Annotated in this window: 26 protein-coding genes and 3 tRNA genes; 19 read left to right on the top strand and 10 right to left on the bottom strand. The window is 71.4% G+C overall.

The annotated features are described in order from the left end of the window. Nucleotides 1-52 precede the first annotated feature (52 nt). From ACPEH2_RS12730 to ACPEH2_RS12715, 4 genes are all read left to right on the top strand, one after another. A complete protein-coding gene (locus ACPEH2_RS12730; protein WP_217530699.1) occupies nucleotides 53-799 on the top strand; it encodes a demethylmenaquinone methyltransferase in 747 nt (248 codons plus the stop codon). Between the two features lie 23 nt (nucleotides 800-822). After that, the gene (locus ACPEH2_RS12725; protein WP_217530701.1) at nucleotides 823-1,884 is read left to right on the top strand and encodes a polyprenyl synthetase family protein; all 1,062 of its coding nucleotides are present in this window, start codon (nucleotides 823-825) and stop codon (nucleotides 1,882-1,884) included. Between the two features lie 61 nt (nucleotides 1,885-1,945). Then, entirely contained in the window at nucleotides 1,946-3,319 is a 1,374-nt protein-coding gene (locus tag ACPEH2_RS12720) for an FAD-dependent oxidoreductase (protein ID WP_359919579.1), read from the top strand. A gap of 7 nt (nucleotides 3,320-3,326) precedes the next feature. Beyond that, on the top strand, nucleotides 3,327-4,352 hold the full coding sequence (locus ACPEH2_RS12715; RefSeq protein ID WP_359919577.1) for an alpha/beta hydrolase: 1,026 nt from the start codon (nucleotides 3,327-3,329) through the stop codon (nucleotides 4,350-4,352). On the opposite strand, the gene ACPEH2_RS12710 is transcribed toward ACPEH2_RS12715, so the two are convergent. From ACPEH2_RS12710 to ACPEH2_RS12700, 3 genes are read right to left on the bottom strand one after another with little or no spacing between them, the layout of a single operon-like run. Continuing rightward, complete coding sequence (locus tag ACPEH2_RS12710; protein ID WP_423718845.1) at nucleotides 4,294-4,662, bottom strand: hypothetical protein; 369 nt, start codon at nucleotides 4,660-4,662, stop codon at nucleotides 4,294-4,296. The two genes, ACPEH2_RS12715 and ACPEH2_RS12710, sit on opposite strands and share 59 nt — an antisense overlap. Nucleotides 4,663-4,700: 38 nt before the next feature. Continuing rightward, entirely contained in the window at nucleotides 4,701-4,829 is a 129-nt protein-coding gene (locus ACPEH2_RS12705) for a hypothetical protein (protein WP_359919574.1), read from the bottom strand. Continuing rightward, entirely contained in the window at nucleotides 4,826-5,425 is a 600-nt protein-coding gene (locus ACPEH2_RS12700) for a TetR/AcrR family transcriptional regulator (RefSeq protein ID WP_217530708.1), read from the bottom strand. The genes ACPEH2_RS12705 and ACPEH2_RS12700 overlap by 4 nt, the downstream gene beginning before the upstream one ends. A 109-nt stretch (nucleotides 5,426-5,534) precedes the next feature. Here ACPEH2_RS12700 and ACPEH2_RS12695 point away from each other — a divergent pair, with 109 nt between their 5' ends. Then, nucleotides 5,535-6,359, top strand: a complete 825-nt coding sequence (locus ACPEH2_RS12695) for a sugar phosphate isomerase/epimerase family protein (RefSeq protein WP_311860172.1) — start codon at nucleotides 5,535-5,537, stop codon at nucleotides 6,357-6,359. After that, complete coding sequence (locus ACPEH2_RS12690; protein WP_217530712.1) at nucleotides 6,356-7,483, top strand: Gfo/Idh/MocA family protein; 1,128 nt, start codon at nucleotides 6,356-6,358, stop codon at nucleotides 7,481-7,483. Before ACPEH2_RS12695 ends, ACPEH2_RS12690 begins: the two co-directional genes overlap by 4 nt. Before the next feature lie 58 nt (nucleotides 7,484-7,541). Here ACPEH2_RS12690 and ACPEH2_RS12685 read toward each other — a convergent pair whose 3' ends face one another. Together ACPEH2_RS12685 and ACPEH2_RS12680 are read right to left on the bottom strand one after the other, a co-directional pair. After that, entirely contained in the window at nucleotides 7,542-7,928 is a 387-nt protein-coding gene (locus ACPEH2_RS12685) for a BLUF domain-containing protein (RefSeq protein ID WP_359919573.1), read from the bottom strand. A 111-nt stretch (nucleotides 7,929-8,039) separates the two neighbouring features. Further along, on the bottom strand, nucleotides 8,040-8,531 hold the full coding sequence (locus ACPEH2_RS12680; protein ID WP_217530714.1) for a YajQ family cyclic di-GMP-binding protein: 492 nt from the start codon (nucleotides 8,529-8,531) through the stop codon (nucleotides 8,040-8,042). 64 nt (nucleotides 8,532-8,595) lie between these two features. Here ACPEH2_RS12680 and ACPEH2_RS12675 point away from each other — a divergent pair, with 64 nt between their 5' ends. The 5 genes from ACPEH2_RS12675 to ACPEH2_RS12655 all read left to right on the top strand — a co-directional run bounded on the left by ACPEH2_RS12675 (nucleotide 8,596) and on the right by ACPEH2_RS12655 (nucleotide 12,093). Then, nucleotides 8,596-9,432: a LysM peptidoglycan-binding domain-containing protein gene (locus tag ACPEH2_RS12675; RefSeq protein WP_359919572.1), complete on the top strand. Its 837-nt coding sequence runs from the start codon at nucleotides 8,596-8,598 to the stop codon at nucleotides 9,430-9,432. A 51-nt stretch (nucleotides 9,433-9,483) separates the two neighbouring features. After that, nucleotides 9,484-9,798: a hypothetical protein gene (locus ACPEH2_RS12670; protein ID WP_311285405.1), complete on the top strand. Its 315-nt coding sequence runs from the start codon at nucleotides 9,484-9,486 to the stop codon at nucleotides 9,796-9,798. Nucleotides 9,799-9,841: 43 nt separating this feature from the next. Continuing rightward, nucleotides 9,842-10,330: an FBP domain-containing protein gene (locus tag ACPEH2_RS12665; protein ID WP_064002942.1), complete on the top strand. Its 489-nt coding sequence runs from the start codon at nucleotides 9,842-9,844 to the stop codon at nucleotides 10,328-10,330. A gap of 87 nt (nucleotides 10,331-10,417) precedes the next feature. Continuing rightward, nucleotides 10,418-10,502, top strand: a tRNA-Tyr gene (locus ACPEH2_RS12660). A gap of 517 nt (nucleotides 10,503-11,019) precedes the next feature. Beyond that, on the top strand, nucleotides 11,020-12,093 hold the full coding sequence (locus tag ACPEH2_RS12655) for a hypothetical protein (RefSeq protein WP_359919571.1): 1,074 nt from the start codon (nucleotides 11,020-11,022) through the stop codon (nucleotides 12,091-12,093). A 3-nt stretch (nucleotides 12,094-12,096) separates the two neighbouring features. Here ACPEH2_RS12655 and ACPEH2_RS12650 read toward each other — a convergent pair whose 3' ends face one another. Further along, entirely contained in the window at nucleotides 12,097-13,662 is a 1,566-nt protein-coding gene (locus ACPEH2_RS12650) for a phytoene desaturase family protein (RefSeq protein ID WP_359919570.1), read from the bottom strand. A gap of 31 nt (nucleotides 13,663-13,693) precedes the next feature. On the opposite strand from ACPEH2_RS12650, the gene ACPEH2_RS12645 reads away from it, so the two are divergent. The 4 genes from ACPEH2_RS12645 to ACPEH2_RS12630 all read left to right on the top strand — a co-directional run bounded on the left by ACPEH2_RS12645 (nucleotide 13,694) and on the right by ACPEH2_RS12630 (nucleotide 16,244). After that, the gene (locus ACPEH2_RS12645; RefSeq protein ID WP_253035627.1) at nucleotides 13,694-14,482 is read left to right on the top strand and encodes an inositol monophosphatase family protein; all 789 of its coding nucleotides are present in this window, start codon (nucleotides 13,694-13,696) and stop codon (nucleotides 14,480-14,482) included. 185 nt (nucleotides 14,483-14,667) lie between these two features. Further along, on the top strand, nucleotides 14,668-16,011 hold the full coding sequence (locus tag ACPEH2_RS12640) for a M23 family metallopeptidase (protein WP_359919569.1): 1,344 nt from the start codon (nucleotides 14,668-14,670) through the stop codon (nucleotides 16,009-16,011). Between the two features lie 64 nt (nucleotides 16,012-16,075). Continuing rightward, nucleotides 16,076-16,147, top strand: a tRNA-Thr gene (locus ACPEH2_RS12635). A 23-nt stretch (nucleotides 16,148-16,170) separates the two neighbouring features. Further along, a tRNA-Met gene (locus ACPEH2_RS12630) sits at nucleotides 16,171-16,244 on the top strand. A 45-nt stretch (nucleotides 16,245-16,289) separates the two neighbouring features. Here ACPEH2_RS12630 and ACPEH2_RS12625 read toward each other — a convergent pair. After that, nucleotides 16,290-16,853, bottom strand: coding sequence for a TetR/AcrR family transcriptional regulator (locus tag ACPEH2_RS12625; protein WP_359919567.1), 564 nt, complete (start codon nucleotides 16,851-16,853; stop codon nucleotides 16,290-16,292). A gap of 35 nt (nucleotides 16,854-16,888) precedes the next feature. Between ACPEH2_RS12625 and ACPEH2_RS12620 the strand changes: the two genes are divergently transcribed. Further along, nucleotides 16,889-18,043, top strand: a complete 1,155-nt coding sequence (locus ACPEH2_RS12620; RefSeq protein ID WP_423718844.1) for an MFS transporter — start codon at nucleotides 16,889-16,891, stop codon at nucleotides 18,041-18,043. Nucleotides 18,044-18,144: 101 nt separating this feature from the next. On the opposite strand, the gene ACPEH2_RS12615 is transcribed toward ACPEH2_RS12620, so the two are convergent. After that, entirely contained in the window at nucleotides 18,145-18,402 is a 258-nt protein-coding gene (locus ACPEH2_RS12615; RefSeq protein ID WP_217530731.1) for a hypothetical protein, read from the bottom strand. Nucleotides 18,403-18,517: 115 nt separating this feature from the next. Here ACPEH2_RS12615 and ACPEH2_RS12610 point away from each other — a divergent pair, with 115 nt between their 5' ends. Continuing rightward, nucleotides 18,518-19,012, top strand: coding sequence for a metallophosphoesterase family protein (locus ACPEH2_RS12610; RefSeq protein WP_359919613.1), 495 nt, complete (start codon nucleotides 18,518-18,520; stop codon nucleotides 19,010-19,012). Nucleotides 19,013-19,078: 66 nt separating this feature from the next. Beyond that, a complete protein-coding gene (locus tag ACPEH2_RS12605) occupies nucleotides 19,079-20,692 on the top strand; it encodes a DHA2 family efflux MFS transporter permease subunit (RefSeq protein ID WP_359919563.1) in 1,614 nt (537 codons plus the stop codon). Here the strand turns inward: ACPEH2_RS12605 and ligD are convergent. Continuing rightward, nucleotides 20,653-21,885, bottom strand: a complete 1,233-nt coding sequence (gene ligD, locus ACPEH2_RS12600) for a non-homologous end-joining DNA ligase (protein WP_359919561.1) — start codon at nucleotides 21,883-21,885, stop codon at nucleotides 20,653-20,655. The genes ACPEH2_RS12605 and ligD overlap by 40 nt on opposite strands. Before the next feature lie 100 nt (nucleotides 21,886-21,985). Here ligD and ACPEH2_RS12595 point away from each other — a divergent pair, with 100 nt between their 5' ends. Then, nucleotides 21,986-23,281 (top strand): M18 family aminopeptidase, encoded by a 1,296-nt coding sequence (locus ACPEH2_RS12595; RefSeq protein ID WP_359919560.1) that lies wholly within the window; start codon nucleotides 21,986-21,988, stop codon nucleotides 23,279-23,281. A gap of 67 nt (nucleotides 23,282-23,348) precedes the next feature. Here ACPEH2_RS12595 and ACPEH2_RS12590 read toward each other — a convergent pair whose 3' ends face one another. Next, nucleotides 23,349-24,371 carry a hypothetical protein gene (locus ACPEH2_RS12590; RefSeq protein WP_217530740.1) on the bottom strand — a complete coding sequence of 341 codons (1,023 nt, stop codon included), beginning with the start codon at nucleotides 24,369-24,371 and terminating at the stop codon, nucleotides 23,349-23,351. Between the last annotated feature and the right edge of the window lie 232 nt (nucleotides 24,372-24,603).

Genomic DNA, 24,603 nt, shown 5'->3' with positions numbered 1-24,603 from the left:
CCCGAGCCTCGCGCGCAGCCCCGCGGCATCCCGCCCCGATTAGGCTCGACACGTGACCGAACAGCCCTCCCGCACCCCGTCCACCCGCGCGGACCTCGGCAAGGATCCCGCGCGCGTCAGCGGCATGTTCGACGAGGTCGCGGCGGGCTACGACCGCACCAACACGATCCTCAGCCTCGGCAACGACAAGCTGTGGCGCATCGCGACGACGCGCGCCATCGCACCGCGGCGCGGGCAGAGGATCCTCGACCTCGCCGCCGGCACCGGCGCGAGCTCGGTCTCGCTCGCCCGCTCGGGTGCCGAGGTCGTCGCGGGCGACTTCTCGGCGGGGATGATCGCCGAGGGCAAGCGGCGGCACGGCGGCATCCCGAACCTGTCCTTCGTCGAGGCGGACGCGACGGCCCTGCCGTTCGGCGACGAGGAGTTCGACACCGTGACGATCTCGTTCGGGCTGCGCAACGTCAACGACCCCGAAAAGGCGCTGCGCGAGTTGCTCCGCGTCACCAAGCCCGGCGGGAGCCTCGTCATCTGCGAGTTCTCGCACCCGCCGGCAGCGCTCATGCGTGGGCTGTACCGCTTCTACAACGACCGCGTCCTGCCCGTCGTCGCGCGGGCGTTCAGCTCGAACGCCGACGCCTACGACTACCTCAACGAGTCGATCCGCGACTGGCCCGATCAGCGCACCCTGGCCGGCCGCATCCGCGCCGCCGGGTGGGAGCAGGTCGCCTGGCGCGACCTGAGCTTCGGGATCGTCGCACTGCACCGCGCGCGCAAGCCCGCAACCCCGGGCCGGGCCTGAGGCGCGACGGGTACGCTGGAGGCATGACCCCCCGTCCCGGTACTCCGGGCTCGCAGATCGCGAGCCGTCTCGGCGTCACCGAGCGCATCTTCGTGGGCCCGCGCATGCGCAAGCTGCTCGCCACGGTCGAAGAGGGGCTCGACCTCGTCGAAGCCCGCCTCGCCGGTGAGCTGAAGGTCGGGGACTCGCTCGCCGACGTCACCTCGCGCTACCTCTACGAGGCGGGCGGAAAGCGGATGCGGCCGATGCTCGCCATCCTCACGGCGCAGCTCGGCTCCGGGGTCACCGACGACGTCCTCGCGGGCGCGACGGCTCTCGAGATGACCCACCTCGGCTCGCTGTACCACGACGACGTCATGGACGAGGCCGACCGTCGCCGCGGCGTTCCCAGCGCCCACGCGGTGTGGGGCAACAGCGTCGCGATCCTCACGGGCGACCTGCTCTTCTCGCGTGCCAGCCAGCTCATGGCGCAGGTGGGCGAGCGTGCCATCCGGCTGCAGGCCGACACCTTCGAGCGCCTCGTGCTCGGTCAGATGCACGAGACCGTGGGGGCGCAGCCGGGCGACGACCCGGTCGACTTCTACCTGCAGGTGCTCAGCGACAAGACCGGTTCGCTGATCGCCGCCGCCGCCGAGACCGGTGTCGTCTTCTCCGACGCCTCCGACGAGTACGCCGCGCCGGTGCGCGAGTTCGGCGAGCGCGTGGGTGTCGCCTTCCAGCTGCTCGATGACGTCATCGACCTGTCGGCCGACGCCGAGGAGACCGGCAAGGTCCCCGGCACCGACCTGCGCGCCGGCGTGCCGACGATGCCCTACCTGCTCCTCGGCCGTGCGGCCGACCCGGCCTCGCAGGCGCTCAAGGTCACGATCGACGAGGGTGTCGCCCGCATCTCCGACGGCGCCGATCCCGTCATCCTCGACGCCCCGCTCGCGCAGCTGCGCGACCACCCCGCGACCGAGGCCACCCGCCGTCTCGCGCACGAATGGTCGGACCGCGCCGTCGCCGCCCTCTCGCCCCTCCCGGACGGCCTCGTCCGTGAGGCGCTCACGCGCTTCGCGCAGGTCGTCGTCGACCGCTCCAGCTGATCACCGGCGGAACCGCCGCTTCTTCGTCACGCCCGCGCGCGGGCTCTCGGAAAGGACACCCATGACCAAGCTCCGGCTGGCCATCGTCGGCGCAGGACCCGCCGGCATCTACGCGGCGGACATCCTCCTGAAGGCGGAGCGCAAGTTCGACGTGTCGATCGACCTCTTCGACCACCTTCCGGCGCCCTACGGCCTCGTGCGCTACGGCGTCGCCCCCGACCACCCGCGCATCAAGGGCATCATCAACGCCCTGCGCGACGTCCTCGACCGTGGTGACATCCGCATCTTCGGCAACGTCCGGTTCGGCGTGGACATCACCCTCGCCGACCTGAAGAAGCACTACAACGCCGTCATCTTCGCGACCGGCGCGATCAAGGACGCCGACCTCGACATCCCCGGCATCGACGCCGAGGGCTCCTTCGGCGCGGCGGATTTCGTCAGCTGGTACGACGGCCACCCGGACTTCCCGCGCGAGTGGCCGCTGGATGCGGCATCCGTCGCGGTCCTCGGCAACGGCAACGTCGCGCTCGACGTGGCGCGCGTGCTCGCCAAGCACGCCGACGACCTGCTGCCCACCGAGATTCCCGCGAACGTCTACGAGGGTCTGAAGGCCTCACCCGTCACCGACGTGCACGTGTTCGGCCGTCGCGGTCCCGCGCAAGTGAAATTCACCCCGCTCGAGCTGCGCGAGCTCGGCGAGCTGCGCGACGTCGACATGGTCGTCTACGACGAGGACTTCGACTACGACGAGGCCTCGAAGGCGGCAATCGCCTCGAACAAGCAGGTCATGGTCATCGACCGCGTCCTGCAGTCGTGGCGCCAGCGGCCGAGCGTCAACAACGCCGGCGGCGAGGCGAGTCGCCGGCTGCACCTGCACTTCTGGGCGCGTCCCGTCGAGATCAAGAAGGATGCCGACGGCCGCGTCGCGGCGATCGTCACCGAGCGCACCCGTCCCGACGGCTCCGGCGGGGTCGAGGGCACGGGCGAGCTCCGCGAGATCCCGGTCGGCCAGGTCTACCGTGCCGTGGGCTACTTCGGTTCGCCGCTGCCGGACGTGCCGTTCGACAAGCGACACGGTGTGATCCCGAACCACGAGGGTCAGGTGCTGAAGAAGGGGTCGAACGAGCGGGTCCCCGGCGTGTACGCGACCGGCTGGATCAAGCGCGGCCCGGTCGGCCTCATCGGTCACACGAAGTCCGACGCCATGGAGACGATCCGCCACCTCATCAACGACCAGGCCTCGTGGTGGACCCCCGAGGACCCGTCCGACGACGCGATCATCTCGCTCCTCGCCGAGCGGCAGGTCGCATGGACGGACCTCGACGGCTGGCACCGGCTCGACGAGCACGAGGTCACCCTCGGTGCACCGCACGAGCGCGAGCGGATCAAGGTCGTCGACCGCGACGAGATGGTGCGGGTCTCGCGCGGCGAGTGAGGCTCCGATGAGCGGCGAGTGGGAGACAGATGTCCTCGGGCGTCCGTTCCAGTCCCTGACGCTGCCCCTCGGCACCGACCAGGAGGGCGAGGTCGTCGCGACGCTCGTCCGCCTCGAGCCGCCGACGCTCGCGCGGCTGACGGGGCCGCTGCGCGACGTCGACGTCCTCTATCTGCACGGCTGGTCCGACTACTTCTTCCAGGTCGAGCTCGCCCGGTTCTGGACTTCGCACGGAGCGCGCTTCCACGCGCTCGACTTGCGCAAGTACGGCCGCAGCCTGCGCACCGGTCAGACGCCCGGGTTCGTGACGTCGCTCGAGGTGTACGACGCCGACATCGCCACGGCCCTCGAAGCGATGGGCCACGGCCTCGAGGGTGCGCCGTCGCGGCGTCGGCTCGTGATGATGGGGCATTCGACGGGCGGCCTCACCGCCACGCTCTGGGCATCGCGGCACCACGGGCGCCTCGCGGGGCTGGTCCTCAACAGCCCGTGGCTCGAGCTGCAGATCGGCACCCTCGGTCGCCAGGCGCTGTCGCCCCTCGTGCAGATGCGGGCGCGCGTCGATCCGTTGGGTGCGCACCCCGTCGTCGACCTCGGCTTCTACACCCGCGCGCAGACCGAGGTGGGCGCGCTGCCCGTCCGCGGCTACCGGCGGGAGTGGCGGCCCGAGCGCGGGTTCCCGACGCACCCGGGCTGGCTCGCCGCGATCGTCGAAGGGCACCGTCGGGTGTCGGCGGGCATCGACGTGGGTGTTCCGACCCTCGTGATGCTGTCGACCGCGTCGACGAATCCGTTCGCGTGGAACGCCGAGATGACCGGCAGCGACTCGGTGCTCGTCGTCGACGACATCGCCCGCGCCGCCACCCGGATCGGGCGCGACATCACGCTCGCGCGGATCGAGGGCGGCATCCACGACCTCTTCCTGTCGCGTCCGGGCCCGCGCGAGCAGGCCTACCGTGCGCTCGAAAGGTGGCTCACGACGGGTGCGATCGGGCGCTCGCGCGGTTCGAGGCGATCCCGAGCGTCAGGCTGAGCAGCGCGCCGACGAGCATGACGCACGCCATCGGCACCGCGGTCTCCTCGCCCCACAGGCCCACCACGGGGGTGATGAGCGCGCCGACCGCGAACTGGGACGCGCCCATGAGGGCCGCGCCCGCGCCGCGGTTGCGGGGCGTCGCCCGGGCGAGGCCGAGCGCGTTCGCGTTGCCGAACGTGAGACCCGCCGCCCCCATGGTGGCGAAGGCGCAGCCGAGGAAGAGCGGGATCGACAGGATGCCGGTGGCCGCCGAGACCGTCATGACCGTCGCGGACGCGACGCCGAGCGCGGCGCCGACCACCAGCATCCGTTCCGGTCCGATGCGCGGTGCGTAGGTCGCGTTGATCAGGGGGCGTCGAGCTCGCGGGCGATCTGCGGCAGCGACGCGAGGTACATGTCGATCGCGAACGGACCGACCGCCGAGAGGAAGCCGAGGACGACGACGAGCCGGCGCGTAAGGTGCGGCCCGGTCATGCGGGCGGGCGCAAGAGCGCGCCGAGGGTGCGCAGGGTCGATTCCAGCCCGACCGCCGGATCGAGCAGCCACTGGATCTGCAGACCGTCGGATGCCGCGATCAGAAGCGACGCGAGGTGTTCGGCCGAGACGTCGTCGCGCACCAGGCCCTCGGCCTGCTGTCGCCGCAGGCTCTCGGTCATCGTGGCGCGGAGCCCGGTGAAACGGGCCGTGAAGAACTCGCGCCCGACGCCGGACTCCGTCTCGAGCGAGGCGGCGAGCAGGGTGGAGTACAGGGTGACGAGACCGGGCACCTCGACGTTCTTGATCGCCGCCTCGATCATGGTGTCGATGCCGGGGCGGAGGTCGGGGGAGTCGACGCGACTGTCCTCGGCGTGCTTGTAGACGGCGACGAGCAGCTGTTCGCGCGAGTCGAAGTAGTGCAGCAGGGCGGCGTGCGAGACGCCGATGGCCTCGGCGATCTTGCGGAGCGACGTGCCGTGCGCCCCGCGCTCGCGGAAGACCTCGATCGCGCGATCGAGGATCTCCTGCCGCCGGGCGACGCCCTTCGGCTGCGATCCGCGGCGGCCGATCACGCCCTCGTCGTCCTGACCCATGGGGACAGAGTAGGGCCGTCGACGAAAAACCTCCAACTGGAGGTTTTTCTGCTATCGTCGTGGCCACGCCGCCCCGCGGCATCCGACAACGACGTACGAAGGAAGGCCCATGGCTCTGCCACTCGCCTCTGTCCAGCTCTACACACTCGCCAAAGAGTTCAGCGAGGACATGTCCGGATCGCTCGACAAGCTGGCTGCGATCGGCCTGCGCAACGTGGAGGCGTTCGACTTCGTGCGGCGTCCCGACGAGATCCGTGCGGCCCTCGACGCCAGCGGCCTCGCCTCTCCCACCGGCCACGCGCCGCTGCTCTCGGACGAGCTCTGGACCCCGGACGGCTCGATCCCGACCCCCGCTCCCGAGGTCGTCTTCGAGGCGGCCGCGACGATCGGCATGACGACGGTCATCGACCCGTTCGTGCCCGCCGAGCGCTGGCTCACCGAAGAGGGTGTCGCCGACATCGCCGAGCGCATGAACCGCGCCGCCGAGAAGGCCGCGGAGTTCGGCCTGACGGTCGGATACCACAACCACGCGCAGGAGTTCGTGGCGGACTTCGGCGGTCAGACCGCCTACGAGCGCTTCCTCGAGCTGACCGACGACCGCGTCGAGATCGAGCTCGACCTGTTCTGGGCGCTCACCGGCGGCCAGGACGTGCCGGCGCTCGTGAAGAGCCTCGGCGACCGGCTCGTCGCCGTGCACGTCAAGGACGGCATCGCCCCGGCATCCAACCCGTGGGCGCCCGGCGCCGACGCGTTCGGTTCCGACTCGCTCGAGCAGCTGCGCGCCGGCACGGGCGACGTGCCCCTCGCCGAGTCGCTGCAGGCGGGAACGGGCATCAAGTTCGCCGTCATCGAGTACGACAAGGCTCCCGGCGACGTCTTCGAGGACATCGCAGCCTCGTACGCCTTCCTGAAGGACGGCGGGTTCATCGCATGACCGGTCCGGTCGGAGTCGGCATCGTCGGTGCCGGTGTCATCAGCCAGACCTACCTCGAGAACCTCACGTCGTTCCCCGACGTGAAGGTGGTCGCGATCGGCGACCTGATTCCCGAGCGCGCGAAGGCGAAGGCCGAGGAGCACGGGGTGCCCTCGTGGGGAACGCTCGAGGACGTCCTCGCCAACCCCGAGGTCGAGCTCGTCGTCAACCTCACGATCCCCGAGTCGCACATCGCGGTCTCGGCGCAGGCGGTCGCCGCCGGCAAGCACGTGTGGACCGAGAAGCCGCTGGGCCTCGACCGCGAGGGTGCTCGTCAGCTGCTGAAGGATGCCGAGGCCGCGGGCGTCCGCGTCGGTTCGGCGCCCGACACGATCCTCGGTCCGGGTTTCCAGACCGCCAAGCGCGCGATCGCCGAGGGTGTCATCGGCACCCCGCTGTTCGTGCAGACCGCGTTCCAGACGCAGGGCCCCGACCTGTGGCATCCCGAGCCCGCGTTCCTGTTCGCGAAGGGTGCCGGCCCGCTGCTCGACATGGGTCCGTACTACTTCTCGGCCCTCGTCAGCCTGCTGGGGCCCATCGCCGGCGTCGCCGCGCGCGGGTCGCGGTTCCGCACGGAGCGTCACATCCACACCGGTCCCCGCGCGGGCGAGACCTTCCCCGTCGAGGTGCCCTCGTCGGTGCAGGTCCTCTCGACCTTCGAGGGCGGCCAGCACGGCACGCACCTGCTGAGCTTCGACTCGGCGCTCGAGCGTCACGGCGTCGTGGAGATCCACGGCACCGAGGGCTCCATCGTGCTGCCCGACCCCAATCGCTTCGAGGGGCGCACGGCGTACGTCAAGCCGCTGGGTGTGTTCCGTGACGGCATGAAGACCGAGCAGGAGTGGATCGAGGTCGAGCAGCAGGGCACGGTCGTCGGCCGCGGCCTCGGCGTGCTCGACATGGTGCGCGCCGTCGCAGAGAACCGGCCGCACGTCGCGACCGGCGAGCTCGGCTTCCACGTGCTCGACGTGCTGCTCTCGGCGCAGGACTCGGCCGAGACCGGCCAGTACCTCGAGATCGACAGCACGGTCGCACCGGTCCCGCCGGTGCCGGTCGACTTCGACCCGTTCGCCCGCACGCTCTGAGCCGCTGACGAGACGACGGCCCGGATCCCTCAGGGGGTCCGGGCCGTTCGTCGTCCGGTCAGCGCGGCTGAGTTGCGCGGACGCGGAACCAGAGGCTCAACTCGCGTGCCGCCCGCAGGGTGGCCGACGGGTCGCCGTGCGCTTCGAGGTCGTCGAACGTGTCACGGAAGCCTTCCGGCGCCTCGGCGTCCGGGGTCGTGATGGGTTCGAAGCCCATGGTCCGCTCGGCGAAGTTGCGCTCGTCGATGAACTCGTCGATCAGCACCCGGAGGTGGTCGTGGCGGGGGTCCCGTTCGATCTTCGCCATCGTGTCACGGACGGCCTGTTCGGGGCCCTCGAGGATCTGGATGAAGCGGCCGTTCCGGTACAGCAGCATCCCCGTCACGAAGCCGTCCTCGACGCGCGCCCAGACCGTGCCGGGGGTGGGATGGTGGTGCTCAGGCACAGCGGGGACCTCACAAGCTCGTGGTGCTGACCTGCCACGCTAGGTGAGGCCTCCGACGCTCGCGCGAGCTTGACACCCCGCCCGCGCTCCCGTGGTGCTCGGGCGCTGTGCTCAGCGGTAGTTGACGAACTGGAGGTCGACGTCGAGGTCGGCGGCCTTCAGCATCCGCTGCACTTCCTGCAGGTCGTCGCGGGACTTCGACTGCACTCGCAGCTCGTCGCCCTGGATCTGCGCCTTCACCGACTTGGGGCCCTCGTCGCGGATCATCTTGCTGATCTTCTTCGCGTCCTCGGAGGAGATGCCCTCCTTGAGGGTCGAGACGATGCGGAACTCCTTGCCTGAGGGCTGGGGCTCGCCGGAGTCGAGGCTCTTCAGCGAGATGCCGCGCTTGATCAGCTTCGACTGGAAGACGTCGAGCACCGCCTTGGCGCGCTCGTCGCTGTTCGCCTTGATGAGGATCGACTCGCCGCTCCATTCGATCGAGGCGCCGGTGCCCTTGAAGTCGTAGCGCTGCTCGACCTCCTTGCGCGCCTGGTTGAGCGCGTTGTCCGCCTCCTGGCGATCGATCTTGCTGACGATGTCGAATGAGCTGTCGCTGGCCATGCGTTCGAGGGTACCGCCGGAGGATCGTTGCGCGCCCGTGACCCGGGACGGATAGCGTCGAGGTATGGATCGTCGGGGGAAGATCATGCTCGGTATCGCCGTGGGGTCGGTGGTGGGCCTGCTGGCTCTCGCTGCGCCCGCTGTCATCGGGATGATCCCGACCGACGAGGTGGTCGCCGAGGCGCCGCCCACGTCGGCGGCACCGCCGCGGACGGCGACACCCACGCCCACGCCGACGAGGCTCGCGCCCCTTCCCACCCCCGTCGAGACGACCCCGGCGCCCGAGAGCAAGTGCCTGGGCGTGCCGGCGGGCACGGACCGCGGCGACATCTCGCCCGGAGCGACCGGCGTGGTCGAGCGCTCCAATGGGAAGGGCCTCGCGACGGTCTACCGGGTGGCCTCGGGCGACTCGTACTGGGCGATCGTCGAGCGCTTCTGCCTCGCCAGTGCGGACTTCAACAGCGCGAACAACTTCGGCGGTGCGGGCGACATCTACGCCGGCGACTACCTCGCCGTCCTCGCCGAAGGGCAGCCCGAGGCGCTGGCGCTCAACGAGGCGGCCAAGGGCGGCTACCGCACGCATCAGGACTGCGACGCGATCGCGCGCATCTCGCTCGCAGAGCCCAACGCGGAAGGGCGGATCCCGGTCAGCATGTCGGGCACGGTCGTCGACACCGGGAAGGGCGAGTACGCCGAAGGCCCGGTCGAGAAGGTCGACGGCAAGCCCACCTTCTACACCGTGCAGCCGGGGGACACCTACCGCGGCATCGGCGACCGTTTCTGCGTCGACGCGATCACCGTGCAGGCGTTCAACGAGGCGGGCGGACCGGAGCACGTCCTGCAGCCCGGCGACCGCGTGCAGTTGCGGCCGACGAGCCGCACGATCGCGGCGCAGGGTTGACGTTCCGCGCGTCGCCGCATCCGTCGTCGCGTCCGCCCGTAGCCTGACGGGGTGACCACGCCCGCCGTTCCACTTCTCGCCCAGCGCGCGTGGGGCATCGCCGCCGTCGCGCTCGTCGTGCTCTCTGTGCTGCCGACCCTGTTCGTCCTGCTGCTCGCCGCGACCGTCGACGAGCAGTACGGCTGGCTCCTGATCCCGGCCTTCGCCCTCCTCGTCGGCGGCGGGTCGGTCGCCATGCTCACCGGCATCGTCGGTCTCGTCTTCGCTGGCATCCGCCGCCGCGGGTTCCTGTGGCCCGCGATCGGCACGGCAGCGGGGATCGGTCTCGTCGGCACCGCCTCGCTCATCCTGAACCTCGGCGCCTGACGTCGGCGGAGCCGCGGCATCCGCCCCTTCGTACAATGGGCTGATGCGGCCGCTGACAGAGGACCAGTTGCGCGACGTGCTGGTGAACGCGACGAAGGACGAGCGGGAACGCCTCGAGCCGCCCCACGACTTCCCGCTGCTCGAGTGGGATCACCTCGACTTCCTCGCGTGGCGCGATCCCACGACGCGCAGCCGCGGCTACGTCGTCGCCGAGATCGACGGGCACCCGACCGGCATCGTGCTGCGCGCCGCGAACGGTGCGACGCAAGGTCGCTCCGCCATGTGCAACATCTGCCACACGATGCAGCCGGGCAATCAGGTCACGATGTTCACCGCTCGACGGACCGGGGATGCCGGTGACCGCGGCGACAGCGTCGGCACCTACGTGTGCGCGGACCTGACCTGCCACGACAACGTCCGCATCGCGGGGCCGCTGGCTCCGAGCGAGATCCGGGCGAGCGTGGATCGCCGCATCGACGGCACCCGCCACCGCCTCGAATCCTTCGTCGAGCGCGTCGCGTCGGCCGCCTGACGCCGCGGTTTTCGTCACGCCCGCGGGGAGGGTAGAGTAGGGGATCGCGCCTCCGGTCGACTGCACAAGCCGGGCGGGTGCGCACATGGCGAGTTACCCAAGCGGCCAAAGGGATCTGACTGTAAATCAGACTGCATTGCATTCGGGGGTTCGAATCCCTCACTCGCCACCACGAAGGGCTGCGGAGATCTCCGCAGCCCTTTCCCGTTCCCACGGGGGAGCCGCGCGATAGCCTGCGGGCAGGATGACCACGCACCGATCGATCGCCGTCGCCCCCGACCAGGTCGCCGTCATCGAGTTCTTCGAGTACCCCTCGACCGACGTGCCCGACACCGTCGGAGGAGTTCGACGGCGCGCAGACCCAGTCCAGTCGGCTGATCCTCACCGACGGCCGCGAGATCGAGATCACGACGATCTGGATCGGCCCGCACGACAACGTCGTCCTCTGGCCCGACGCCACCGTGTGGCGCACCGAGTGGGGGTCGCCCCGCGTGGTGGAGGCCTACGCCGACGTCGCGCAGATCGACCAGGTGAGCGCCGACGAGCTGCCGGTGGTCGTCCTTCCCGGGTGATCTCCTCCACACCCCGGTGACGCGCCGCCACCCCTGTGGACATCCGACCTGCTCATCGGCCGGTCTGACAGGATGGGGGCGAGTGCGGGGGAGGCCTCCGCCGAAGGGATGTCGAGGATGAGCGAACCGATCACCGCCCCCCGTTCGAGCAGGATCTTCCGCGCAGCGATCTGGGTCGCTATCGGCGCCCTGATCGCCGCCGCGATCGTCTGCGTCGTGTGGGTGCTCCTCGGCGACTCGAACGGCATCGTCGGGCGAGCGTTCCTGACGATCCTGCTGCTCGCGGCCTTCGCCGGGATCTCGATCCTCGAGGCATCCCTCGCCAGCCGTCGCCCCGCGTGGTTCGCCCTCGCGAGCATCGTGTCGTGGGTCGTCGCGCTCATCATCGGCGCGTTCATGATCTGGATGCCGGAGGCCGCCGGCGACTACGGCGTCGGCGCCGAGCGCTTCTTCAAGTTCCTGCTGATCCTGCTGATCCTGCAGGGCGCGCTGCTGCACATCCGCCTCTACGCGAAGGCCTTCGCCCGTTACCAGACCACCTTCACGAGCATCGTCACCTACGTGACGATGGGCCTCGTCGTGATCCTCGCGGTCATGCTGATCATCCCGCTGATGCTCGAGGAGTTCATCGAGTTCCGCGAGATCTACTGGCGCGTGCTCGTGTCGGTCGCGATCCTCGCCGCCGTGGGCACGGCGCTCGTCCCGCTCGTGAACGCCCTCTTCGCCCCGAAGAAGGAGCGTCCGCAGGTCGCGGCGCCCTACGGCGCGCAGGCGTACGCCACGTCGGGTCAGCCCGATGGTGGTGCGTACACGGCGTCGGCCACGGCGCCTGCGCAGGCGTGGCCCACGTACGCCGACGGTCGCACGCCCCTGCCGGTCATGCCCGACGGCAGCCCCGACTGGAACGCGTACTACACCGGCTGGCCCACCTACTCGCAGCAGCCCTACGGCGCCACGACGCCGGACGGGGCGTCGGCTCCCGAGGCGGCTCCGGCGGCCCCGGCAGCTCCCGCTGCTCCGCCGGCGCCCGCATCCGCGCCGGACGCGCCCGCTGCTCCGCCGGTGCCCGCATCCGCGCCGGACGCGCCCGCTGCTCCGGATGCTCCCTCGCCGCAGGTCCCGCCGGTGCCGCCCCTCCCGGGCGCGCCCGACGCGCCCCCGGCGCCGCCCGTCCCGCCGCAGCAGCACTGAGCCTCAGCGCGACAGCATCTCCAGGGCCGCCATCGCGGCGTTGTGGCCGCCGATCCCGCTGACGGCGCCGCCGCGCCGGGCGCTCGACCCGCACAGCAGAACACCCTCGACACCGCTCGAGACCCCCCACCGATCCGCGGGGGTCTCGAGCGGTTCGTCGTCCGCGGCCCACGGCCACGACAGGTCGCCGTGGAAGATGTCGCCGCCCAGCATCCCGAGATCCCGCTCGAGGTCGGCCGTCGTCCGCGCCTCCACGCACGGCGAGCCGTCCGGTGCGCGGTACAGCACGTCGACGATCGGTTCGGCGAGCACCGCGTCGAGCGAACGCTGCGCGGCGGCCCACAGGGCGTCCCGGTCGACGGCGCCCTCCGCGACGAGCCGGTGCGGCACCTGCAGTCCGAACAGGGTCAGCGTCTGCGCACCCGAGGCCCGCAGCTCCGGCCCGAGGATCGACGGGTCGGTCAGGGAGTGGCAGTAGATCTCGGCCGGCAGCGGATCCGGGATGCCGCCCTCCGCCGCCCGGTCGTAGGCGGCATCCAGCTGCGACAGCGTCTCGTTGATGTGGAACGTCCCCGCGAACGCGGCGCGCGGGTCCACCGCCGTGTCGCGCAGACGCGGGAGTCGCGAGAGGAGCATGTTGACCTTGATCTGCGCGCCCTCGGGCGTCGGGGCTCCCGTTCCCGCGGCGCCGCCCGCGCGGAGGAGGCGGTCGAGGACCGCCGCACCGACGCCGCTGAGGAGCACGCGGGCACCGAGCCGCTCGCCGTCGGCGAGGACGACCTCGCCGTCCGGCGACGCCGCGATGACCTCGACGCCGGTGCGGATCTCGGCACCGGCAGCGCGTGCGGCCCGCTCGAGCTCGCCGCTGACCGCACCCATGCCGCCGACCGGGACGTCCCAGTCCCCGGTCCCGCCGCCGATGACGTGGTACAGGAAACACCGGTTCTGGCGCAGGGACGTGTCGTCCGAGCGCGCGAATGTGCCGATCAGTCCGTCGGTGAAGGCGATACCGCGGGCGACGTCGGTCTGCAGGCCGTCGCGCAGGAACTCCGCGAGCGGACGGGCGGTCACGGCCTCCCACAGGGCGTCGTCGCCGACGGCCGCGCGGGCGTCGCGTTCCCGCTGCAGCGGCGCGGTCACGGTGGGGAACAGCGCCGCGCCGAGCGGGGCGAGACGCTCCGAGAAGCGCGCGAACCGGCCCGCTTCGTCGGCGTCGCCGGTGGCCCGCGCGAAGCTCGCGGCGGTGGCCGCGGCATCCGCGTTGTCGATGAGGATGCCGCGGCTCGGGTCGTCCGGCAGGGGCGTGTACGACGAGTAGCGGCGGCGTTCGAGGCGGATGCGCAGCCCCAGGTCGTCGATGACGGTGCGGGGGAGCAGGCTCACGAGGTACGAGTAGCGCGAGAGGCGCGCGTCGACGCCCGCCCACGGCCGTTCCGACACGGCGGCGCCGCCGACGTGGTCCTGTCGCTCCAGCACCGTGACGGTTCGTCCTGCTCGGGCGAGGTACGCGGCGGCGACGAGGGCGTTGTGGCCTCCGCCGATGATGACGACGTCGCGGCTGGCGCTCATAGTGCCCAACCTAGCGGCGTAGCGTGGAGGGATGGATGCCGCTGCGCTCGCCGACCTCGCCCTCGACATCGCCCGCGAAGCCGGCGCCCTCGCCCGGCAGCGCCGCGAGGAAGGTGTGGCCATCGCCGCGACGAAGTCCGCGATCGCCGACATCGTGACCGAGGCCGACCGCGAGGTCGAGGCGCTCATCCGTGCGCGGCTCGCCGCCGAGCGCCCGGACGACGGCTTCCTCGGCGAGGAGTCCGGTGCCGAGCGGGGCACCTCCGACATCACGTGGGTGGTCGACCCGATCGACGGCACGGTGAACTACGCCTATGGGATGCCGCACTACGCCGTCAGCATCGCCGCGGTCTCCGGTGAGCCGACACCGCCCACCTGGACGGCGCTCGCGGGCGTCGTGCACAACCCGGCGGTGGGGGAGACGTTCCACGCCGTCCGCGGCGGCGGCGCCTGGCGGGGCGAGCAGCGCCTCGCGGTGTCGCAGGTCGGCGAAGCCGGCGGGCTGGTGGCGACCGGATTCGGGTACGACCCGAAGCACCACGAGGGCGACCTCGCCCGCGTCGCGGCGGTCATGCCGCTCGTGCGGGACCTCCGCCGTGCCGGCGCGGCCTCGCTCGACCTCGCGTACGTCGCGGCGGGGCGCCTGGACGGCTATTTCGAGCGCGGTCTGCATCCGTGGGACCACGCCGCGGGTGCGCTGCTGGTGACCGAGGCGGGCGGCCTCGTAACCGGTGCGCCGGACGGATTCCCCGGCCGCGAGATGACGGTCGCCGCCGGACCGGACCTCCTCCACAGGATCGTCGCTGCGATCGGGTTGTGAACGGACATGCCATTCTCAGCCCCGTCGTGTAGCGTGTTTATCTGATCGTTACCTTCGCTGCCCGAGCGGAGGATTCTGACCTTGCAGCCCGCGGCCCCCGCCGCTCTACCCGAGAGCCCGCACGTTTGACTTTCGAGAACTCCCCCACCGACGCGCCCGCAACGCATCGCGACCGGCATTCCCCTGTGTCCGGCGCCACGCCGCTGACCCGTGCGGAGCTTCGGCGCCGCGCCGCCGCCGCTCCGGCTGCGAGCGAGGCCGAGGTCGCCGCGGCGCAGGCTGTCGCGGCGATGGGCGAGGTCATCGCAATGGTCCAGGCGAGCGAGACCCCGGCGCTGCGCCGTCGTCGCGACCGTGCCGCCGCGTCGGCGGAGTCCACCGTCGCCGAGTCGGAATCCGCGAGCCGCGAGTCCGCGTCCCCCTCGATCGTCGAGTCGGTCGTCGCTGAGACCCTCGCCGAGGCGCTCTCGGATACCTCCGCCGCCACCCTTCCTCTTCGTCGCCGTACGCGCACCCCGCGGACGGCGACGGTCGTTTCGCCCGTCCCCGAAGCTCCGCGGGTGCCCCAGTTCCTCGACGAGACGATCGTCCTGCCGTCGGCGTCCTCGACCCACACCTCGCCGCAGGATGCGGGCCCCGCCGTCGACGAGTTCGAGTTGGCGGCGAAGGTGTTCTCCTTCACCGGTGAGACGCCCGTCCAGGTCGCCCGGGCCGCCGTCGACGCCGAGGAGCACGCACGGCGCACGACCCGCGTCCGCATGGCCGAGCAGCCGCGCCGCCCGCGACGTGGTCGCGTGCTGCTGAAGCGGGCTGCTGCGGCATCCTTCTCGATCAGCGTCGTGGGTGTCGTCGGTCTCCTCGCCATCGGGACGACCACTCCCGTCACCGCCGTCGGTGCGTTCGGTCAGGACGTGAGCGGCGACATCTCGCTCGCCGCCCAGGCCACGGACGCCGACGCCCCCGAGATCCAGGCGTACGTCGCCGGCTCAGACGCCGGTGAGACGACGCTCGCCCGGTCGGGGGAGTACGACATCGAGTCCATGGCCGACGTGGCCGCCCAGTCCGGTGTGACGCAGTTCGCCGGCACGTGGGTGAACGACGAGACGGCCGCCGTGCAGTGGCCGTTCCCGGTGGGTGTGCCGATCTCGGCGCAGTTCGGTTCGACGTCGTACCTGTCGAAGTTCTCGCGCCCGCACCGCGGCACGGACCTCACGCCGGGCGCCGGCGCCGAAGTCCACGCCGTCGCCGCGGGCACCGTCCGCATCGCGACCGAGGCCGGCGGCGACTACGGCGTCACCGTCGTCATCGACCACATCATCGACGGCAAGCTCGTCTCGACCCGGTACGGCCACATGCAGTACGGATCGCTGCGGGTCTCGCCCGGCGAGACGGTCGACGCCGGTGACGTTATCGGGCGGGTGGGGAGCACGGGCAAGTCGACGGGTGCCCACCTGCACCTCGAGGTGCTGCTCGGCGGCACCACCCGGATCGACCCCATGCCGTGGCTGGAGGAGCACACGGAGGGCTGACCCGTGACATCGGGGATGCCGCGACTCTGGTATCCTCTTCTAGTTGCCCGCGTGCGGGCAGCACGCCCCGATAGCTCAGTGGCAGAGCACTTCCATGGTAAGGAAGGGGTCGTCAGTTCAATCCTGACTCGGGGCTCGCAGCATCTCTCGGATGCTCGTGGCGGGGTAGCTCAGTTGGTGAGAGCGCACGACTCATAATCGTGAGGTCGCGGGTTCAAGCCCCGCTCCCGCTACGCAAAACCCCCGGCTCCACCCGGGGGTTTTGTTGTTTCATGGAGTCAGCCCGCGAGGAGCGCCGCCGCGAGCTCCTGCGCACGACCGAGACGGTGCGAATCCCCGTCGAGGCGCTGATGCGCGATCGCGCCCTCGACGAGCAGGAAGACGTGCTCGGCCACATCCGGTGCCGGTCGTCCGAGGTCGGCCGCGACGAGTTCGCGGAGGCGACCGGCCACACGGGTCTTGTGCGATCGGATCACCGCCCAGCCGGGGTGTCCTGGCGGCAGCTCCGCGGCGGCGTTGAGGAACGCGCATCCCTGACCTGACGGATCGGCATCCTCGGCATACGCGTCGAACACGGTGAGGGTGCGGGGAGCGGATGCCGCGGCGATGCGCTCCTCCCAGCGCTCCCACCACGTGGTGTCGCGGCGCTGCAGGTATGCGACCACGAGCGCATCCTTCGACCCGAAGCGGTCGTACAGGGTGCGCTTGGTCACCCCCGAGGCCTCCGCGATCGTGTCGACGCCGACCGACGCGATGCCACGCGCGTAGAACAGCCGGGTCGCGGCATCCAGGACCTTCGTCGCCCCCGGCGTGAGGGGAGCGGGTTCCGGCGTGCTGATCATGCACCTAGGCTACTTCACAGATCTGTGAGGTGAGGATGCCGGTGACCGACGACACTCTGACGGCGCGGCGCACGGTGGTCCTGTCCGCCACGGGGATCACGCTGATCGCCGTCTGCTACGGGCTCGCCCGATTCGCGTACGGCTTGTTCGTGCCCGCCTTCCGCGTCGCCTTCGACCTCGATGGCGCCGTGGTCGGCGCCATCGCCGCCACGAGCTACGCCGCGTACGCGGTCGGCATCCTCTACGCCACGGTGGCGACCCCTCGTCTGGGAGCGCAGTTCGTCGCGACCTCCGCGGGCGTGCTCGGTGCGATCGGATGCGGCCTCATCGCCGCCGCGCCGGACCCCGGTATCCTCGCCCTCGGGGTCGCGGTCGCCGGCTCCAGCACCGGCGTCGCCTCGCCACCCCTCGCGCACGTCGTCGCTCGCCGCGTCCGAGAGGCGCGTCGGGACCGCGTGCAGACCGTCGTCAACGCGGGCACCGGGCTCGGCGTGCTCGTGTCGGGACCGGTCGCGCTGTTCGCGGACGAGCAGTGGCGTCTCGCGTGGGCGGTGTTCGCCGGCATGTGCGCCGCCGCCGCGGTGTGGGCGGCGGTGGTCGTGCCGTCCGAGCGCACCACCCGGCCGCGCACGCAGCGGCGACGTCCGAGGCTCGTCGCCGGCGCGACGTCGCTCGCGCTGGCCGCCGCCGTGTCGGGATCGGGGACGGGGCCCGTCTGGACGTTCGGGCAGGACCTGCTCCGCGACGTGGGCGGTCAGAGCGCGGGGTCGGCGGCGATCGTGTGGATCGTCCTCGGCGCCTGCGGGCTCGTCGGCGCGTTCGCGGGCGGCGTCATCGGCCGGGTCGGCATCGTCGCGGCGTGGCGCGCGCTCGTGGCCGCGGCATCCGTCGCCACCGCCGTCCTCGCTCTCGCCCCGTCATCGTTCGCGGCCGCGGCCCTCGCGAGCGGGATCTTCGGCGCGGTCTACATCGCGGTGACGGGCGTGCTGCTCGTCTGGAGCACCCGCGTCTTCGTCGACAGCCCCGCGACCGGCGTCGGCGTCGCCTTCCTCGCGCTCGCGATCGGTCAGGCGCTCGGATCCCCGCTGATCGGGTGGATCGCGGACCTCACCGACCTGCGCGTCGCGATCGTCGTGGCGGCCGGCCTCGGCCTGGTCGCGCTGCTGGTCACGCCGCCTCGCGAGTCCTGACCGGCCTCGCGTACGCAGATGCAACAGATCTGGCGCGACACGCTGCTCCGCCGGGGCGGGCGTCGGCGTGTCGGGCCGGATCCCTTGCATTCGTGAACGGGTCAGAGGTCCTCGGGCGACAGGTCGCCCTCGCCCTCCTCGCCCAGTTCGACGACCACGGGGTCCTCACCCTGCGATTCGGGCTGGATGTCGCTCGCGGCATACGTCTCTTCGGGGTCCTCCGCCGGGGCGTCGTCGAGGGGGCGCCCCTCGAACTCCGCGTCGGCCGCAGCGGTGTCGCCGACGGTCGTGTCGCCGAGCGGCGCATCGGCCGGGTCGAGGCGGATGCCGTCGTTGTCGCCGGTCTCGGGTGTGCTCATGTCGCGGTCCTTCCTCGCGTGCCCGGGCGGTCGCACCGGGGCATCCACTCTGCGCTTCCTCGCCCCCCGTCCGCAGGGGCTGTCGCCCACCGGGCGCCTCGGCTACCCTGCCGCGATGACCACCCGGCTGCTCCTGATCTCCGACACGCACATCCCCGGCCGCGCCCGGCGCCTGCCCGACGCAGTACTGCGAGAAGCGGATGCCGCAGATCTCATCGTCCATGCCGGGGACTGGGTCGCGGCATCCGTCCTCGACGACCTGCGGCAGCACGGCGACGTCCTCGGGGTCTACGGCAACAACGACGGCGAGGACCTGCGCGCCGTTCTGCCAGAGGTCGCGCGCCGCGAGGTCGAAGGCGTGCGGATCGCGGTCGTGCACGAGACGGGGCAGAAGCAGCGTCGCGAGGAACGGATGGACGTCGCCTACCCGGATGCCGACCTCCTGGTCTTCGGCCATAGTCACATCCCGTGGGACACGACGACGCCGCGCGGGATGCGGCTGCTCAACCCCGGCTCACCGACGGATCGCCGTCGGCAGCCCGACCACACGTTCATGACGCTGGAGCTCGCGGACGGCGGCATCCGCTCTGTCCGACTCCACAGCATCTGACGAGGTGCCCTCTGTCGCGGAGGAGTACTATCGCTGTCGGATTGCTAGAAAAGCGAGGTAAATGTCATGGCGAGGGACTCCCGGCGGTGGTTCGGTCTCGTCTTCATCAGCGTCGCGGTCTCGCTCATCATCGTCGACTCGACGATCGTGAACGTCGCGGTGCCCTCGATCGTCGAAGAGCTGAAGATCAGCTCGACCGAGGTGCAGTGGGTGCAGGAGGTCTACACCCTCGTCTTCGCCTCGCTGCTGCTGTTGTTCGGCGCCTTCGCGGACCGGTTCGGGCGACGGCGGATCATGCTGCTCGGCGTCGCGATCTTCGCCGCGTCGTCGGTGCTCGCGAGCTTCGCGCCGACGGGTGAGCTGCTGATCCTCGCCCGTTTCGTGCAGGGGATCGGCGGCGCCATGATCCTGCCGACGACCCTGTCGCTCATCAACTCGACCTTCCGCGGCCGCGAGCGCGGCATCGCCTTCGCTGTCTGGGGCTCCACGATCGGCGGGATGGCCGCCGTCGGGCCGCTGCTCGGCGGCTGGCTGACGACGGCGTTCTCGTGGCGGTGGGCGTTCGGCATCAACGTGCCGCTGGGGATCATCATCGTGATCGGCGTCCTGCTGACCGTCGCGGAATCCCGCGAGGGCCGCAAGCGGTCCATCGACGGTGTCGGGGCGCTCCTGTCGGTCATCCTCTTCGGCTCGCTCGTCTTCGGTCTCATCGAGGGGCGCACGTTCGGGTGGTGGACGGCGGAGGACGGCCTGACGATCGGCGGGTGGGAGTGGCCGTTGACGATCTCGCCGATCCCGTTCGCCTTCGCGGTCACCCTCGTCGCGCTCGTGCTCTTCGTCTGGTGGGGCCTGCGCCGCGCCCGCCGCGGCCAGGACCCGCTCATCGACTTCTCGCTGCTGAGCATCTCCTCGTTCCGGAACGGCAACATCGCCGCCCTCGTCGTCTCGCTCGGCGAGTTCGGACTCATCCTCGCCCTGCCGCTGTGGCTGCAGTTCGTCCTCGGCTTCGACGCCCTGCAGGTGGGCTTCCTCCTGCTCGCTCTGGCGGGCGGCTCGTTCGTTGCAAGTGGGGCCGCGGGCGCGTTCAGCGGCAAGGTGCCGGCGGTCGTCGTGGTGCGTGTCGGCATCCTGGCCGAGATCGTCGGCATCGCGTGGGCCGGGTTCATCATCGGACCGGATGCCGCCTGGGGCTGGCTCATTCCGGCGCTCGCCGTGTACGGGTTCGGCGTCGGACTCGCGACGGCGCAGCTCACCGGCGTCATCCTGCAGGATGTCCCGGTCGAGAAGTCGGGCCAGGGGTCGGGCATGCAGTCCACCGCGCGCCAGGTCGGCTCGGCGCTGGGCGTCGCGATCCTCGGGACCGTGCTGTTCACGACGACCGGAGGTGTGCTCGCGGCATCCCTCGACGACGCCGGCGTGCCCGCCGCGCAGGCCGACACCGTCGTCTCGGCCGTCGTCGATTCGGCCGGCGCCGCGATCGCCGGGTTCGAGGCGGACCCGGCGCAGGCGCAGATCGCGGATGCCGCGCGCACCGCGTTCTCGGACGGCACCCGCGCCTCGGCGCTGACCGCCGCGGGCTTCTTGGTGATCGGCCTCGGCGCGACCTACGCCCTGGGCTCGGGGCGCCGGCGCGAGGAGTCTCAGGAGTCGCGGCCGGCGGAGCGCGTCCAGGGGTCGTAGTCGACCTCGAGCGGCTCCTGCGGGGGCCGCTCGGGTTCGGGGACGTGCTGCAGGTTGACGCGGACGCGGTACCAGAGCGAGCTCGATCCGCGCATGCCGTCGACGAGCACGTCGGCGGGGGAGAGGCGGCGGGTGACGTCGGGATGCCGCGCCTTCCACCGCTCGAGACCTTCGAGGGCCTCGTCCTTCGTCGCGGCGCGCGAGATCTCGATGAGCGGCATCGTCGACTGGCGGCGCCCGGTGCCGTCGCCGCCCCGGGGCGCCTTCTCCGCAGGCCCCAGCCGCTCGGCGAGGTCGAGCAACCGGTCGAGCGAACCGGGTGCGTCGTCGATGCCCGCGTGCGCGTCGCCGCGCTCGGCGAACAGGGCGGGAACCGTGCGCACCGTGAACGCCTCGGGGCGGACCTCGCGCAGGTCGTCCCAGTCGACCGGCATCGACACGCGGGCGTCGGGGAGCGGGCGCACCGAGTAGGCCGAGGCGACCGTGCGGTCCTTCGCGTTCTGGTTGAAGTCGACGAACACGCTCTCGCCGCGTTCCTCCTTCCACCAGTGCGCCGTGGCGAGCCCCGGCGCGCGGTTCTCGACCTCGCGCGCGAACGCCTGCGCGGCCAGTCGCATCTGCGGATAGTCGTGGGCCCGGTCGGTGCGGACCAGGATGTGGATGCCGCGCGACCCCGACGTCTTCGGCCAGCCCACGAGCCCGACGTCGGCGAGCACGTCGCGCGCGACGAAGGCGACGTCGACGATCTGCGTCCAGTCCACGCCGGGCATCGGGTCGAGGTCGATGCGGAGCTCGTCCGGGTGGTCGAGGTCGTCGGCGCGAACCGGATGCGGGTTGAGGTCGAGGCATCCGAGCCCCACCGCCCAGACCAGGCCCGCGGCATCCCGGATCACCGCCTCTTCGGCGCTCGTCCCCGAGGCGTAGCGGAGCGTCGCGGACGACACGAAGTCCGGCCGGTTCTCGGGCACGCGCTTCTGGAAGAACGCCTCCTGACCGATGCCCTTCACGAAGCGCTTCAGCACCATCGGGCGGTCGGCCACGCCGCGGATCGCGCCGTCGGCGACGGCGAGGTAGTAGTCGGCGAGGTCGCGCTTGGTGATCCCCGGCTCGGGGAACACCACCTTGTCGGGGCTCGAGAGCCGCACCACGTGCCCGTCGACCTCGAGCGTGACCGCGTCGTCCTTCTTCGCCATGCGCCCGGTTTACCCCGCCCGCGCCGGCCCCGCCACGGGGTTGCGGCGCGGCTGTGTCTACGATCGAGAGGTCCCGTCCGGCATCCCTCCTGGAGGTCCCATGTCCACGCCCGTGTCCGGCACGGCCGCACTCGACCACGCCGCCGACCTGGCCGACTTCGTCGCCGCCTCGCCGTCGAGCTACCACGCCGCAGCCGAGGTCGCCCGTCGACTGCGCGAGGTCGGCTTCCGCGAGCTCGACGAGCGTGAGGCCTGGCCGGCGCAGCCCGGTGGCCGGTTCCTCGTGGTCCGCGACGGTGCGGTGCTCGCCTGGATCGTCCCGGAGAGAGCGGATGCCGCGACCGGCGTCCACGTCTTCGGGGCCCACAGCGACTCACCCGCCCTGAAGCTCAAGCCGCGCCCCACCACCGGGTCGCACGGATGGCTGCAGGCCGGCGTCGAGGTCTACGGCGGGCCGCTGCTGAACTCGTGGCTCGACCGTGAACTGCGCCTCGCGGGTCGCCTCGTGCTCGACGACGGCACGAGCGTCCTCGCCGCGACCGGACCCCTCCTGCGCCTGCCGCAGCTCGCGATCCACCTCGACCGCGAGGTCAACGAGGGGCTCGCCCTCGACCGGCAACGGCAGACCCAGCCGGTCTGGGGTCTGGGTGACGCCGACTCGTCGGATCTGCTCGGCGAGCTCGCGGCGCAGGCCGGCGTCGACGCGACCCGCATCCGCGGATACGACGTGGTCACGGCGGATGCCGCACGCGGCGCGGTCTTCGGCAAGGACGATGCGTTCTTCGCCTCGGGGCGGCTCGACGACCTGGCGTCGGTGCACGCCGGTGTCGTCGCGCTCGCGCGCGCGGCGAACGGATTCGACGGGGAGCGCATCGCGATGCTCGCCGTCTTCGACCACGAGGAGGTCGGCTCCGCCACCCGCTCGGGTGCCGCGGGGCCCTTCCTGGCCGACGTGCTCGAGCGGATCCAGCTGAGCCTCGGCGCCGACCGCGAGCAGCAGCTGCGCGCCCTCGCGTCGTCGTGGTGCGTCTCGAGCGATGTCGGTCACGCGGTGCACCCCAACTACGCCGAGAAGCACGACCCCGTCGTCCAGCCGCGGCTGGGCTCCGGCCCGATCCTCAAGATCAACGCGAACCAGCGCTACGCGACCGACGGCGCCGGGGCCGCCGCGTGGCACGGCTGGTGCGAGACCGCCGGTGTCGGCTCGCAGGAGTTCGTCTCGAACAACGCGGTGCCGTGCGGCTCGACCATCGGTCCGATCACGGCGACGCGACTGGGCATCGCCACGGTCGACGTCGGCATCCCGATCCTGTCGATGCACTCGGCCCGCGAGCTCGCGGGCGTCACCGACCTGTACGACCTCGCCCGTGTCGCCGAGGCGGTCTTCACCTCCTGAAACGGTGGATGCCGCGGGCCCGCCGACGTCGTGTCGGGGACCCGCGGCATCCGGGGGCGTGCGGGGGTCAGTACCAGCCGTTGGACTGGGAGTGGCCCCATGCGCCGCAGGGGCTGCCGTAGCGGCCGTCGATGTAGCCGAGGCCCCAGGCGATCTGCGTCGCCGGGTTCGTCTTCCAGTCGGAGCCGGCGCTGCCCATCTTGCTGCCGGGCAGGGCCTGCGGGATGCCGTAGGCGCCGCTCGAGGAGTTGTAGGCCTGGTAGTTCCAGTTCGACTCCTTGTTCCAGAGGGAGACGAGGCACGAGAACTGGTCGTCGCCCCAGCCGTAGTTTCCGAGCATGCTGCGCGCGGTCGCCTGCGCGGCGCCGGCGGACGTGCCCGAGGCGGCGCGCTTGGTCGTGCCGGCGGAGCTCGACGAGCCCGACGACGACGAGCCGGAGGAGCTGGACCGGGATGCCTCGGCCGCGGCAGCTTCTTCGGCGGCCTTCTTCTCGGCGGCGGCCTTCGCAGCAGCCTCGGCCTTGCGCTTCTCCTCGGCCAGACGCTCCTTCTCCTTCTGGATGGCGGCGTCCAGGCGGCCCTGGAGCGCGCCCGTCTGCTCGTTCACCTCGGCGACCGCCTCTTCGACGGCGGCGGTGGCGTCGCGCGTGTCGAGCAGCAGCGGGAGGGCGGAGACGTTCTCGAGGTCCGAGACGGCCTGAGCGAGGTCATCGGTCTCGACCGTGGTGTCGTCCGTACCGACGTCCAGCTTCGAGGTCGCGATGTCCGCGGTGACCTTCTTCGAGGCTGCGACCGCGTCGTCGGCGCGGTCGAGCGTGGACTGGATCTTCGAGGCGGGGACCGAGGTGGCGACGCCGGCGGTGATCGAGTCGGGCAGTGCCTTCGTGAACGAGGCCAGCGCGATCGCCGGGGTCGATTCGGCACGTGCCGTGGCCGGAGCGGGGGCCATGGCGGTGGCGCTCGCGGCGATGGCGAACGCGGTGGTCAACGTCGTGAGGACGAGGACCGGACGGCGCCGGAGTCGGCGTGCGTCGGTGCGGGTCGTGCGGATGGATCGGCGGGTGGGGGTGGATGGCGTGTCTGTAGGCATGCAGAAGAAAAGGTTCCGTGTAGCGAGAACACGCTCCGATGGAGCGCGCGTGTCCGTTCGGGCGGGCACGAGTCGCCCACTCTGTCTCACATTCCTGGGCGTTACCCGAACGTTACCTGGACAGTCGGGTCATCGACGGTGACCGAAAAAGGCCTGATCACAAACCCTGGGAAGTTGCTGACGCCACCCCTTGGCTGTCGTCAGCGATATATCGTTGGGTATCGGTCACCAT

It is taken from the genome of Microbacterium sp. NPDC064942 (assembly GCF_049545525.1).
Lineage (GTDB): Bacteria > Actinomycetota > Actinomycetes > Actinomycetales > Microbacteriaceae > Microbacterium > Microbacterium gawkjiense.
This window is presented reverse-complemented; position numbering and strand designations above follow the sequence as displayed.